Consider the following 13,110-nt stretch of genomic DNA (forward strand, 5'->3'; position numbering starts at 1 on the left):
TAATCTTGTAATTCCAACAACAAAACGACGGCGGCGCTGTAAATGACTCTTCGAATCGCAATCAATGGTTTTGGCCGAATTGGCCGCAACGTCCTTCGCGCACTGTATACCCAAGGCTATCGTCAGGATCTGCAGATCGTCGCCATCAACGATTTGGGTGACAGCGCGATCAACGCTCATCTGCTCAAGTTTGACACTGTTCATGGCACGTTCGACGCCGATGTTCAGCACGACAGCGAGAGTCTGACGGTCAACGGAGACCGCATTGCCGTCAGCGCCATTCGCAACCCGGCCGACCTGCCCTGGGCTGCGGAAAAAATTGATGTGGTATTCGAATGCACCGGTCTGTTCACCGACCGCGCCAAAGCCGCCGCACATATTACGGCCGGCGCACGCAAAGTGATCATTTCGGCCCCAGCCCAGGGCGCCGACGCCACTGTGGTTTATGGGGTTAACCACGACATTTTGCGCCAGCACCACCAAATCATTTCCAACGCGTCGTGCACCACCAACTGTTTGGCCCCGGTCGCCCAGGTGCTGCACCGCGAACTGGGCATCGAGAGCGGTCTGATGACCACGATCCACGCTTACACCAACGATCAAAACCTCACCGACGTCTACCACACCGACCCGTACCGCGCCCGCTCCGCCACCCAGAACATGATCCCGAGCAAGACCGGTGCGGCTGAAGCCGTCGGCCTGGTGCTGCCAGAACTGGCGGGCAAATTGACCGGCATGGCGGTGCGCGTACCCGTGATCAATGTGTCGCTGGTGGACCTGACCGTGCAGCTCAAGCGCGAAGCGTCAGCCGATGAAGTGAATGCGCTGCTTAAAGAAGCCAGCCAGCACTCGAAAATTCTTGGTTACAACACACTGCCGCTTGTTTCCAGCGACTTCAATCACAATCCGCTGTCGTCGATTTTCGATGCAAACCACACCAAATCCAGCGGCAAGCTGCTCAAGGTGTTGGCCTGGTACGACAACGAATGGGGTTTCTCCAACCGCATGCTCGATAACTGCCTGGCGTTGTGCAACGCCGAGTAAACCGAGCCCCTGTCAGAGATTTTGGGGCCGCTTCGCAGCCCAACGGGGCGATGCGGCGTTCCGACAACCCCCCTCGCCACAGGTCGCTCCCACAGGATTTGTGGCGTTCTGAAATCAATACTTGACCACCCGAGTGGATGATAAGCATTATCATTTGCTAGACATGGATCAGGTTCCCCCGTGAGTCAATCTCGCTTCAATCACGTCTTCATCGCCCAGCGGGTTTCGCTGCTGCGCACATTGGAGCGGATGGTCAACAATCACAGTACCGCCGAAGATCTCTTGCAGGAGACCTACCTGCGAGTGACCCGGGCGCTCAGCGAACGGGCCATCGATCACCTTGAACCCTTCGTTTTCCAGACCGCCCGCAACCTGGCGCTGGACCATTTGCGCGCGCGCCGCATTCAGTCCCGCACGATGCTCGACGACGTCCCGCAGGACGTGATGGAAAGCGTCGCTGCACCCACCAGCAGTGCCGAGGATGCCGCCCATGCCGAGCAGTTGCTGGAGCGTTTGAACGTGAGCCTCGGCGAACTGAGCCATCGTCAGCAGCAGATATTCATCCTCAGCCGTCTGCACGGGCACAGCTACCTGGAAATTGCCGAGAAGCTCAACGTATCGTTGAGTACGGTGCAGAAGGAACTGAAGTTGATCATGACGATCTGCATCGGTGTCGCGCAACGACACGACGGCAGCGGCAAGCGTTAAGCTGCAAGCTCAAGCTAAACCCCATTCAGCTTGAGCTTGCAGCTTGAAATTCGAAACTCGAAACTGCTCCTCTCCCTTCCGAGGAAACACCGTGACGGACACTCACCGCTCCTCTGCGCCCTCCCCGGCGCGGGACGCCGCAAGCGCGATGGACCAGGCCCTGGACTGGCTGATTGTGCTGGGCAGTCCGAGCGAGGAACAAACCCAGGCGTTTCAAGACTGGCTGGCCGCCGCCCCCATGAATGCCGAGACGTTCGCCAAGGCGCAGGCGCTCTGGGATGGCCCGCAAATTGTGCAATGCGCACAACAACTGGCCGCCCGGCCACCGAAAGTCACCGTATTCTCACGTCTGCGTCCGCATTGGAGATCGCTGGCCACTGCTGCAGTGTTGATCCTCGGCTTGTTCAGTTTCAGCAATCTGCCGATCGCCTTCAGGCGGATCATTTGACGGTGGTCGGCGAACGCCAGCGCCTGCAATTGGAGGACGGCTCGAAAGTGCTGCTCAATACCGACTCGGCGTTTTCCAGCACCATCAACGATCAGCAACGCGTGGCCCGGTTGTATCAGGGCGAGGCGTTTTTCGAAGTGCCGTCCAACCGTGACCTGCCGCTGGAAATCAACGCAGGGCCAGTCACCGCCAGCGTGCGTGATACCGCGTTTGCCGTGCGCTACCTGAACGGCGTGGCGCAGGTTCAGGTGCAGCGCGGGGATGTCGACTTACGGGCGACTCAGGACAATGCGCACGTACGCCTCTCCGCCGGTGAAAGCATCCGTATCGGACCCAACGGTTTCGACCGCCCGGCCAAACTCGATGCCGCCACCGATCTGGCGTGGGTCCAGGGCCGACTGGTGTTCGAGAACTGCCCCTTGAGCCAAGTGCTGGCGGAGCTGAGTCGCTACTACCCGGGCTGGATCATCAACAACAATGAACAATTGGCCAACGTCGCCGTGACCGGAAATTACCGTCTCGACCAGCCGCTGGAGGTTGTCCGCTCCCTCGCTCACATCACCTCTGCACAACTTAAGGAATTCCCCGCTCTGGTGATCTTGAACTAAATGAGAATTATTTTTACTCGATAGCCGAAGTTCGTTCGTCTCGTTATAGCCAATGCAATTGATTCGCATCTCCACATGCCAATCAGCACCTATAAAGATTCGTGCGACACGGAGCGTTATTGATGTCCTCTCGCCTTACCCGCCAGTCCTCTTCACCTTCGCGTGCACTGTCGCTGCTGACCGCTGCCATCCTCATGGCCGGTGCCGCGCCGCTCCTGGCTGCCACTGCGGCCGAGCAGTCGACCCGCACTCTGGGTGATTACTCGTTCGCCATCCCTCAACAGTCGCTGGTGTCGGCACTCAACGCCTTTACCGTCGTGACCGGCTGGCAGGTCGGCTTGCCGGCAGAACTGGCTCAAGGCGTGGCTTCGCCGGGCGTGCGCGGTTCGTTACCGCCGGAAAAAGCCCTCGACCGCCTGTTGGTGGGGACCAACCTGAGCTATCGCAAACTGAGCGCCAACAACATCGTGCTGGAGAGGCGCAGCAACAGCGGTGCGCTCAATCTGGACCAGGTCACCATCAGCGCCACCCGTAATGAACAGGACGTGAACAGCGTCCCGAGCACAGTCAGCGTTTATACCCGTGAAGACCTGGACCGCAACAACGTCAACACCATCAAGGAGCTGGTGCGCTACGAACCGGGTGTTTCGGTCGGCGGCACCGGCCAACGCGCCGGCCTCACCGGCTACAACATCCGTGGCATCGACGGCGACCGCGTCCTGACCCAGGTGGATGGCGTGCAAGTGCCTGACAGTTTTTTCAACGGCCCGTATGCCCAGACCAACCGCAACTACGTCGACCCGGAAATCGTCCAGCGCGTGGAAATCCTCCGAGGCCCGGCATCGGTGCTGTACGGCAGTAACGCCATCGGCGGCGCGGTCAGCTACTACACGCTGGACGCGGACGACATCATCAAGCCTGGCAAGGACGTGGGCGCACGCCTGAAAACCGGTTACAGCTCGGCCGATGACAGTTGGCTGACCGCCGGCACCGTGGCTGGCCGTACCGGCGAGTTCGATGGTCTGTTGCACCTGAATCAGCGCAATGGCCATGAAACACAATCCTATGGCGAAACCGGTGGCACCGGCCTGAACCGCACCGAGGCCAACCCCGCGGATGTACGCACCTACAGCGTACTGGCCAAGCTGGGCTGGGATTACGCCGACGACGCGCGCCTGGGCCTGACCTACGAGCACTACAAGAACGACACCGACACTAACCAGTTGAGCGCGGTGGGCGGCCCGTTCAACGCAGGACGCGGTTTCGGCTTCTATCAAGCGCGCACAGGTAATGACACGATCACTCGCGAACGTTTCGGCCTGGAGCACACCTTTGGCCTGGACACCGTTCTGGCCGACAACATCAAGTGGTCGCTCAATTACCAGATCGCCAAGGCCGATCAGACCACCGACGAAATCTACGCCCCGTCGCGTACCGTGCTGCGCAACCGCGAAACCACTTACAAGGATCGCCAATGGGTGTTCGATGCCCAGGTGGACAAGTCGTTCGCCTTCACCGACACCGATCACCTCGTCACCTACGGCACCACCATCAAACAGGATAAAGTCACCGGTCTGCGCACCGGCACCGGCACTTGCCTGACCGTGGCGGGCGCCTGCCGGGTGATCGGTGCCCCTAGCGCCGCCGACACACTGAAACCGGCCAGCGATTTCCCCGACCCGACCACCACCAGCTACAGCCTGTTCGCCCAGGATCAGATCAGCTGGGGCAACTGGACCTTCCTGCCTGGCGCGCGTTACGACTACACCGAGCTCAAGCCGCACGTTACCGACGAGTTTCTCGTCACCGCCGACCAGAGTGGCAACGGCGACGTGAGCGAAGACACCAAAACCTGGCATCGTCTGTCGCCAAAACTCGGCACCACTTACAGCTTCAACGACAACTACACTTGGTACGGCCAATATGCCGAGGGCTTCCGCACGCCGACCGCCAAGGCCTTATACGGTCGCTTTGAGAACCTGGCCGGCGGCTATCAGGTCGCGCCCAATCCGGATCTGGAACCGGAAAAGAGCAAGAGCTATGAAACTGGCCTGCGCGGCCAATTCGAGGCCGGTACGTTCGATATGGCGGTGTTCTACAACAAATACCGCGACTTCATCGACGAGAACGCCATCACGCCCGGTTATACCGAGACCACGTTCCAGAGCAACAACATCGCTCACGCCACCATCAAAGGCGTTGAACTCAAGGGTCACCTGAACCTGGACAGCTTCGGCGCCCCGACCGGTCTCTACACTCAAGGCTCAGCGGCCTACCTGTATGGCCGCAACGATGACACTGGCCAGCCGCTGAACAGCATCAACCCGCTGACTGGCGTGTTCGGCCTGGGTTATGACCAGGAAAAATACGGCGCGCTGTTGAACTGGACCTTGGTCAAGCGCAAGACCCGCGTCGACAGCACCAGTTTCAAGACCCCGGACGGCACCAGCACCCAGTTCAAAACCCCGGGTTATGGCGTGCTCGACCTGGCCGGCTTCTACAAGGTGACCGACGACGTGACCGTCAACGCCGGTCTCTACAACCTGACCAACAAAAAGTACTGGCAGTGGGATGACGTGCGCGGCTACGACAGCGTCGGCGAAGCCTCGGTCACACAACCGGCCAACCTCGATCGCCTGACTCAGCCGGGTCGCAACTTCGCGATCAATCTGGTCTGGGATATCTGACCCGATCTCCTCATCGCGCCGCTCTATAGAAGCGGCGCGGTGAGACTTTTTACTGTCAGGCGCCTGCTTATTCGTCTCGTTACCAGGCGCCTCCATTTCTCAAGGATTTCTCATGACCTCTCAGGACACTGCTCAACGCCCCGCTCTGCGTTCGCAACGCTTGAACCAGATCACCCACGAACCGCACACCCAACTCGATGCGCTGGTCAAAGCCCACGCGCCGTTTGAAACCCAGGCCAACTTCGCGCGTTTCATGGTGGCTCAGTACCTGTTTCAGTCGGAATTGGTGTCGCTGTACAACGATGCCGAATTGACCGCGATCGTCCCGTTCCTGCCGGACCGTTGCCGTGCTGAAGCCGCCAAGGCGGATCTGGCCGATCTGGACACTGAAGTTCCAGCCCCCGTCGCCGGTGCCGTGAAACATCCAACCAAAGCCGAGGCACTGGGTTGGCTGTTCGTCTCCGAGGGGTCGAAGCTGGGCGCGGCGTTTTTGATCAAACGCGCTGTCGGTCTTGGCCTGAGCGAAACCTTTGGCGCCCGCCACCTGGCTGAACCTGCTGGCGGCCGTGCTGAGGGCTGGAAAAACTTTGTGAAGACGCTGGATGGCCTGGAGTTTTCTGCACAAGAGGAAGCTGAAGTGGAGAAAGCTGCGGTCGATGCGTTCAACCGCTTCACCGTACTGCTGGAGCAGGCTTACGCCACCACCCTGGAACTCGCCTGAAGAAACATATCCCCCTTGTAGGAGTGAGCCTGCTCGCGATAGCGGTGGGTCAGGTGGCAATGATGTCGACTGACACTCTGTCATCGCGAGCAGGCTCACTCCTACAAGGGACCGTGTGTGCCTGCACGATCCCGATCAAGCCTTAGTCGCGCAACTTGAGCCCAATGCCTCACCTTTCTTCTTCAAAACTCTCCCGTCTGCTGTTTGGCCTACTGGCCTACCTCAGTCTCGGCATCGGCCTGATCGCCATCGTTGTCCCAGGCCTGCCCACCACCGAATTCATCCTGCTCGCAGCCTGGGCCGCGACCAAAAGTTCGCCTCGCCTGGGTGCCTGGCTGGAGAACCATAGGCTGTTCGGATCGATCCTGCGCAACTGGCGCACCGGCAAAATCATCACCCGCCGTGCCAAGGTCAGTGCCACCGTCAGCATGTTGCTCTGCGCCACGCTGATGCTGGTAATGCTCGATCGCGGCTGGCCGGTTTATCTGACGATTGCCGGCATGAGCCTGGGCAATCTGTGGATCTGGTCGCGACCGGAATCCCTACCGAGAATCTCCTGAATTCCCAATCTTTTCAGGGCATTTTCCTGCGCAAACGTTTACTTGCTACCGTTCGTCGGCATAGGGTTCATGCAACCGTCTCACGGCGCCGATGTGCATTGAATGGCGCTGAATGGATTTGGCGCACCGAGTCGCTATCGACTCCTTGCCAATACTTCATCCATTTGTGAGTTCGCCCCATGTTCGACTCTCTCTCTATCCGTCTGAAAATCGTTTTGCTGTCCGGTCTTTGCCTGCTCGGCGTGGTCGCCCTGATCGTCGGCATGAACATGTACCAGACCAATCAGAACAATGAACTGGTCAGCACCTCCAGCAGCAAAATGCTCACCAACAGCGTGCAGAACCTGCTGCAAGCCAAGGCGGCCGAACAAGCGGTGCGGGTGCAGAAGACCTTTGGCGAAACCCTGACAGTAGTGACCGCCCTGGCGGATCAGATCAACGACATGCGCAACATGGCCGCCAAACGTTCCATTGAGCCCGGAGCCCTGCGTGAAGAGTTGAACCAGAGCCTCAAAACCGCGTTCGAGCGCAACGGCAAGGTCTTAGGCGTCTGGTTGGCGTTCGAACCTGATGGCCTGGATGGCAAGGACAGTGAGTTCGTCAACGACGCCGCCCGCCAATCCAACGAAGCCGGTCGTTTCGCCACGTATTGGAGCCGAGCCGGGGGGCAAGCGCTCAATACAATCATGGTCGAAGAAGACATGACCAAAACCACCTTGAACCTCAGCGGCACGCCTTACAACGTCTGGTACACCTGCCCGCGAGACAGCAAGCGTACCTGCCTGCTTGACCCGTACGCCGATACCGTGGGCAACAAGGAAGTGTTGATGACCACCATTTCCGTGCCGCTGCTGGTGGATGGGAAATCCATCGGCGTGGTCGGTGTCGACATTGCCCTCGATGCGCTGCAAGCGGCGACGGTCGACTCCCAGCGGGAACTGTTCAACAACGCCGGGCACATGCTGATCGTCTCCGGAACTGGCGTGCTGGCCGGCTACAGCGTTGATGCCAGCAAGGTCGGCAAAAGCATTGGCGAAACCCTGGGCACAGACGGCAAGGACATCCTGCAACTGCTCAGCGGCGGTGCACCGAAGATTCTCGAACAAGGCGAATTGATCCGCGCGGTGTACCCGGTCAGCCCGATTGGCGATTCCAAAGCCTGGGGCGTGGTGATCGACTTGCCCAAGCAAGCGTTGCTGGCCGATTCGGTGAAACTCCAAGCGCTGCTCGATGATGCCCAGCAAAGCGGCACGATCAAAGCCGTGCTGGTCGCGGTCATCGCCGGCCTGGTCGGCTTGCTGCTGATCTGGCTCACCGCATCGGGCGTGACCCGGCCGATCAACAGCGTGGCCCAGATGCTCAAGGCAATTGCCAGTGGCGACGGCGACCTGACACAGCGTTTGCACTACAGCAAGAAAGACGAACTGGGCGAGCTAGTCAGCTGGTTCAACCGCTTCCTCGACAAACTGCAACCGACCATCGCGCAGATCAAACAAAGCATCACCGACGCCCGCGGCACCGCCGACCAGTCTTCGGAGATCGCCCGTCAGACCAGCGAAGGCATGCAGTTGCAGTTCCGCGAAATCGATCAGGTCGCCACCGCGTCCAATGAAATGAGCGCCACTGCCCACGATGTTGCTAACAGCGCCTCGAACGCAGCCAACGCCGCCAAGGGTGCCGACCAATCGGCCCGTGACGGCATGCAGATCATCGAGCGCAGCACCCGCGACATCAATCAACTGGCCGACGAAGTCAGCAAAGCCGTGACCGAAGTCGAAGCGCTGGCGGTCAATAGCGAGCAAATCGGTTCGGTACTGGAAGTGATCCGCAGCATTGCCGAGCAAACCAACTTGCTGGCGCTCAACGCCGCGATTGAAGCGGCCCGTGCCGGCGAGAGCGGTCGCGGTTTTGCGGTGGTGGCCGATGAAGTGCGCAATCTGGCTAAACGCACCCAGGATTCAGTGGAAGAAATTCGCCAGGTGATCGAACGCATCCAGAGCGGCACGCGTGGCGTGGTCGCCACCATGCATTCAAGCCAGACCCAGGCCCACAGCAACGCCGGGCAAATCCAGCAAGCGGTCCAGGCCCTGAGCAAAATCAGTGATGCGGTCACGGTGATCAGCGACATGAACCTGCAAATCGCCAGCGCCGCCGAGCAGCAAAGTGCCGTGGCCGAAGAGGTCAACCGCAACGTCTCGGCGATCCGCACCGTGACCGAGACCCTCACCGGCCAGGCCACCGAATCAGCGCAGATCAGCAGCCAGCTCAACTCACTGACTACCCGCCAGATGAAATTGATGGATCAGTTCCGGGTTTAGAAATCTCCGCAGATCCCCTGTGGAACGAGCCTGCTCGCGATAGCGGTCTCTCATTCAACTTCTATGGTGAATGTCAGTCCGTCATCGCGAGCAGGCTCGCTCCCACAGGTTTCATCTGGTGTGTCACTTGATTTGAACTATGATCGGGCACTCGTTCCGGAGGGCTTTCGATGACTGATTTACTCACGCCCATTCAAGCCGCGCTCGGTTTGCCTCACACCCAAACCCCCTTCACGTCGAGCGGCGCCCTGCCCTCGGCGTTTGCCGTCACTGATCTAGCCTGCGCCAGCATTGCCGCGGCCGGTCAAGCTGTCAGCGAGTTGCTGCTGCAGCACACCGATCGCTTGCCCGGCGTTGAAGTCGACCGCCGCCTCGCCTCCTTCTGGTTCGCCACCTCAATCCGTCCCGTTGGCTGGAGCGTCCCTCCCCTGTGGGACCCGATTGCCGGTGACTACGCGACCAAGGACGGCTGGATCCGTCTGCACACCAACGCGCCCCATCACCGCGCAGCGGCTGAAAGCGTACTCGGCAGCGGTGCCGACCGTACGGCGATGTTGAGCAAGGTGGCGCAATGGGCCACAAGCGATCTGGAACAGGCCGTGGTCGACGCCGGAGGGTGCGCCGCCCAGATGCGCACGTGGGCGCAATGGCAACGCCACCCCCAGGGGGTTGCCGTGAACGCCGAGCCGTTGATTCAGTTCAGTGGCGACAGTGGCCAACCCGCGAAACTGTGGCAAGGCAATGTGGCCCGGCCGCTGACCGGGATAAAGGTGCTGGATCTGACCCGCGTGCTGGCAGGTCCGGTCGCCAGCCGTTTTCTCGCAGGCCTCGGTGCGGATGTGTTGCGCATTGACCCACCGACCTGGAACGAACCCGGCGTGGTACCGGAAGTCACCCTGGGCAAACGCTGCGCACGCCTCGACCTGCAGAACAACGAGGATCGCGCGGTGTTCGAAACCTTACTCAAAGAGGCCGACATCCTGCTGCACGGTTACCGCGCCGATGCGCTGGAGCGCTTGGGCTACGGCGTTGCCGAACGCCGGAAACTGGCTCCGGGCCTGATCGATGTCAGCCTCAACGCTTACGGCTGGAGTGGCCCGTGGCAGAACCGCCGTGGTTTCGACAGCCTGGTGCAGATGAGCAGCGGGATTGCAGACGCAGGGATGCAGTGGAAGAACGCGGACAAACCGACGCCTTTGCCGGTGCAGGCACTCGATCACGCCACCGGCTATTTGATGGCGGCTGCTGTGATCAGGTTGTTGGGGCGTGGAGGTTCGGCGCGGTTGTCGTTGGCGCGTACGGCGAAGTTGTTGGTTGAAAATGGCGCGGGAACAAACGAGCCGTTGCGGGCGGAAGATGAAAGCGATCAAGGGCTAGTGGTTGAGCAAACACCGTGGGGGCCAGCGCATCGGCTGCATGTGCCACTGAAAATTACCGGGACACCGTTGCAGTGGGTGCTACCGGCAACTGAATTGGGTTCCCATCGCGCGCAGTGGTGGTGACAGGTCTGCCTCATCGCCAGCAGGCTGGCGATGAGGCCCGAACAGACAACTCAGTCCGACCGGCTGAGTGATGTCCAAAGCAGCTGCGCCGCATACCCTCGACAAGGTCGCCACGCCTCGGCTCGCTGCAGCAACTCCAGCGCCGTCACCGGCTCGCCTTCAAGCGCGGCCAGCGCGTTGATCAACCCCACATCCCCTGACGGAAACGCATCGGGCTCGCGTAATTGCCGCAAGGCAATGTACTGCGCCGTCCAGTCACCAATCCCGTGCAAGGCGAGCAATCGAGCCACACCGCCCTCCCGGCCGGGCTCCAACAACAGCGGATCATCCAGCAACGCCTGCGCCACGCCAGACAAGGTTCGCCCCCGGCTTTTGGGCATGCCCAACGTTGCCAGATCCGCCTGCGCCAACACCGCCGGCTCAGGAAACACATGGGTCAACCCCGCCACCGGTGACTGCAACGGCACGCCATACTGCGCCACCAGTTTGCCCGCCAAACGAATCGCCGCGCCCACGCTAATTTGCTGCCCTAGCACGGCACGAATCGCCAACTCCAGCCCATCCCACGCCCCCGGCACCCGCAGGCCCGGGCGCTGGGCAATCAAGCATTTCATCAAGGGGTCCAACGCCAACTGTCGATGAATCGACGGCAAATCCGCCTCCAGATCAAACATCCGTCGCAGTCGCGCCACGATCTCAGGCACCGCCGACTCATCTGGAAAATCCAGCGTCAGCTCAAGCGCATGACCGTCCGCCGGCCCTACCGAAAACCTACCGTGAACACCGTTCAGCCCGATGCTGCGCGAATACACCCCATCGGCCACGGCTTCCATACCGGCCACCGCCCGCGCCGATAAAAACTGCAACATCGCCGACCAGTCATACGGCGGTTGATACGCCAGCAACAATCTCACAACGACAACAAGCCGCTGTACAGCCCATACGCGGCCAGCCCGGCACCAATCAGGACTCCGGTAAAAATGCCCTTCTCGATAGGCGTGAACAATGGCTCGCCTTGCTCATGCTTGGCCTTGGCAAACAGAATCACCCCTGGCGCATACAGCAACGCCGACAACAGTAGATATTTGACCCCGCCGGCATACAGCAACCACACCGCATACCCTAGTGCGATACCGCCGATCATCAGGTCTTTGGTGCGCTCGGCGCTGGCGTGTTCGTAGGTTTCGCCGCGCCCGCTCAACAACACTGCATACGCCGCCGACCACAGGTAGGGCACCAGAATCATCGACGAGGCGAGGTAGATCAGACTGGTGTAAGTGCCGGCCGAAAACAGCGTGATCAGCAGAAAGATCTGGATCATCACGTTGGTCAACCACAAGGCGTTTACCGGCACGTGGTTGGCGTTTTCCTTTTTAAGGAAGGCAGGCATGGTCTTGTCTTTGGCCGTCGCGAACAGAATTTCGGCACACAGCAGCGCCCAGGACAGCAACGCCCCCAACAGCGAAATCGCCAGACCAACGCTGATCAGCAATGCGCCCCAGGGCCCGACGATATGTTCGAGCACCGCCGCCAGCGACGGGTTTTGCAAGTTCGCCAGCTCCGGCTGACTCATAATCCCCAGCGACAGCACGTTCACCAGCACCAACAGCGCCAGCACCCCGATGAAACCGATGACCGTCGCCCGACCCACGTCCGAACGTTTCTCCGCTCGCGCCGAATACACACTGGCGCCCTCAATGCCGATAAACACGAACACCGTCACCAGCATCATGTTGCGCACTTGGTCCATAACCCCGCCGAACTCCGGGTTGCTGTGCCCCCAGATATCCCGAGTAAAAATGTCGGCCTTGAAGGCGACGGCGGCGATGACGATGAACATGATCAGCGGCACAATCTTGGCCACGGTGGTCACTTGGTTAATGAAGGCCGCCTCCTTGATCCCCCGCAACACGAGGAAATGCACGGCCCACAGCAACACCGAGGCACAGCCGATAGCAATGGGCGTGTTGCCCTGGCCAAAGACCGGAAAGAAGTAACCGAGGGTGCTGAACAGCAACACGAAATAGCCAACGTTGCCCAGCCAGGCGCTGATCCAGTACCCCCAGGCGGAGGAGAATCCCATGTAGTCACCGAAGCCGGCCTTGGCATAGGCGTAGACCCCGGAATCGAGTTCGGGTTTGCGATTGGCCAGGGTCTGGAAGACAAACGCCAGGGTCAGCATCCCCACGGCGGTAATAGCCCAGCCAATCAGCACCGCCCCTGCATCGGCCCGTGCTGCCATGTTTTGTGGCAACGAGAAGATCCCGCCACCAATCATCGATCCCACCACCAGGGCGATAAGCGCACTCAGGCGTAGCTTTTGCGTCGGTTGTGACATTCCTGCGTCTCCACTGTTTCCTGATGCAGCCGGGGTGACCCTTGTTATAAAACCGTCACAAGGTTGGTTTTAACTAAATAGATACAGCGTAATAACGTTTATTAGATGACGCCATGCCAAGCCCTTTTATTTATAACCGATCATTCTATGAGCGTCATGGCAAAGAGCAGTTTTGC

General features: G+C 60.0%; 9 protein-coding genes and 2 pseudogenes. 9 read left to right on the forward strand and 2 right to left on the reverse strand.

The window, feature by feature from the left end:
• Positions 1-42: 42 nt before the first annotated feature.
• The 9 genes and pseudogenes from gap (at position 43) to AC3ISI_RS22385 (ending at position 10,596) form a co-directional block, all read left to right on the forward strand.
• A complete protein-coding gene (gene gap, locus AC3ISI_RS22345; RefSeq protein ID WP_489333834.1) occupies positions 43-1,044 on the forward strand; it encodes a type I glyceraldehyde-3-phosphate dehydrogenase in 1,002 nt (333 codons plus the stop codon).
• A 180-nt stretch (positions 1,045-1,224) separates the two neighbouring features.
• Complete coding sequence (locus AC3ISI_RS22350; protein WP_489333835.1) at positions 1,225-1,752, forward strand: RNA polymerase sigma factor; 528 nt, start codon at positions 1,225-1,227, stop codon at positions 1,750-1,752.
• Positions 1,753-1,900: 148 nt separating this feature from the next.
• Positions 1,901-2,808, forward strand: a pseudogene (locus tag AC3ISI_RS22355) (FecR family protein).
• A 122-nt stretch (positions 2,809-2,930) separates the two neighbouring features.
• On the forward strand, positions 2,931-5,495 hold the full coding sequence (locus tag AC3ISI_RS22360) for a TonB-dependent receptor (protein WP_489333836.1): 2,565 nt from the start codon (positions 2,931-2,933) through the stop codon (positions 5,493-5,495).
• A 112-nt stretch (positions 5,496-5,607) separates the two neighbouring features.
• Positions 5,608-6,216, forward strand: a complete 609-nt coding sequence (locus AC3ISI_RS22365; protein ID WP_489333837.1) for a biliverdin-producing heme oxygenase — start codon at positions 5,608-5,610, stop codon at positions 6,214-6,216.
• A 164-nt stretch (positions 6,217-6,380) separates the two neighbouring features.
• Entirely contained in the window at positions 6,381-6,776 is a 396-nt protein-coding gene (locus AC3ISI_RS22370) for a YbaN family protein (protein WP_489333838.1), read from the forward strand.
• 452 nt (positions 6,777-7,228) lie between these two features.
• Positions 7,229-8,236 (forward strand): annotated as a pseudogene (locus tag AC3ISI_RS22375) (methyl-accepting chemotaxis protein); the annotation flags it as partial.
• Between the two features lie 102 nt (positions 8,237-8,338).
• A complete protein-coding gene (locus AC3ISI_RS22380) occupies positions 8,339-9,094 on the forward strand; it encodes a methyl-accepting chemotaxis protein (protein WP_489337770.1) in 756 nt (251 codons plus the stop codon).
• 170 nt (positions 9,095-9,264) lie between these two features.
• Positions 9,265-10,596: a CoA transferase gene (locus AC3ISI_RS22385; RefSeq protein WP_489333840.1), complete on the forward strand. Its 1,332-nt coding sequence runs from the start codon at positions 9,265-9,267 to the stop codon at positions 10,594-10,596.
• Between the two features lie 50 nt (positions 10,597-10,646).
• Here the strand turns inward: AC3ISI_RS22385 and AC3ISI_RS22390 are convergent, their stop codons facing one another.
• The gene (locus AC3ISI_RS22390; RefSeq protein ID WP_489333841.1) at positions 10,647-11,510 is read right to left on the reverse strand and encodes a DNA-3-methyladenine glycosylase family protein; all 864 of its coding nucleotides are present in this window, start codon (positions 11,508-11,510) and stop codon (positions 10,647-10,649) included.
• A complete protein-coding gene (gene arcD, locus AC3ISI_RS22395; RefSeq protein WP_489333842.1) occupies positions 11,507-12,934 on the reverse strand; it encodes an arginine-ornithine antiporter in 1,428 nt (475 codons plus the stop codon). The genes AC3ISI_RS22390 and arcD overlap by 4 nt, the downstream gene beginning before the upstream one ends.
• Between the last annotated feature and the right edge of the window lie 176 nt (positions 12,935-13,110).

The organism is Pseudomonas sp. GL_139_B, assembly GCF_057834475.1.